Genomic DNA, 1092 nt, shown 5'->3' on the forward strand with positions numbered 1-1092 from the left:
CACCGCGACATCAAGCCGGGCAACATCGCCCGGGTGCGCGGCACGCTGGACATCAAGGTGATGGACTTCGGCATCGCCCACATGGAGTCGACGAAGGGGGAGCAGCGCACCCGCGTCGGCGACGTGCTGGGCACGCCGCAGTACATGGCGCCCGAGCAGATGAACGGCGAGAAGATCGACGGCCGCTCGGACCTGTTCTCGGTCGGCATCGTGCTGTACCAGATGCTCACCGGCGTGCGCCCGTTCACCGGCGACAGCGTGGTCAACCTGGCGCTCAAGATCGCCAAGGACGACCCGACCCCGCTGAACAAGCTGCGGCCCGAGATTCCCGCGTCGCTGCGCCGGGTCGTCGACCGCTGCCTGGCCAAGGCGCCCGACAACCGCTTCCAGACCGGCGCCGAACTCGCTGACGCGCTGGTCAAGGTGCTCAACGAGATCGACGAGGAAGCGCGCAACAAGAACCGCTCCAAGCTGATCCCGCTGCGGGTGAAGTGGGCCGCGATGATGGCCGGCATCGTCGCCATCGTGATGGCGGTCAGCGGCTCCATCATCAGCCAGCGCCAGAACGCCGCGCTGATGCAGCAGGTGGCCGACTACGGCACCGCGCTGTCGCGCTTCATCGCCGCGCAGAACGCCACCGCCGCGCTGGGCGAGGACTGGGTGTCGGTGGACGTGTCGCTGCAGGAGATCATGAAGACGCGCGACTTCGAGAGCGTCACCGTGATCGATCGCGCCGGCGTGGTGGCGGCGTCCAGCCAGCCCGACGCGGTCGGCAAGCCCTACCAGGCGCCGCCCGGCGAGCTGCTGGGCGAGCAGGGCGGCGTCAGGCGCACGCGGTATCACGCCGCGGGCGGGGCGGCGGTGCTGGGCTTCGACTCGCCGATCACCTTCCAGGACAAGACCGTGGGCCGCGTCGCGCTGGGCCTGCCGGAGCGCCCGCTGGAGAGCGTGGCGCGGCTGTCGCGCACGCTGATGGCGGTGCTGGCGGTGACGACGGTGCTGGCGGTGGCGATCGCGATGTTCTTCGTCGCCAACTGGTTCTCGCGGCCGATCAAGCTGGTCGTGGAGGCGCTGGACGAGATCGGCCGCGGC

The 1092-nt window shown here is 70.0% G+C and carries 1 protein-coding gene; it reads left to right on the forward strand.

Going from position 1 to position 1092, the window contains the following annotated elements; genetic code table 11:
* A partial coding sequence (locus tag FUT87_RS20890; protein WP_147242262.1) for a serine/threonine-protein kinase occupies positions 1-1092 on the forward strand: 1092 nt, incomplete at both ends.

It is taken from the genome of Mitsuaria sp. TWR114 (genome assembly GCF_007997345.1).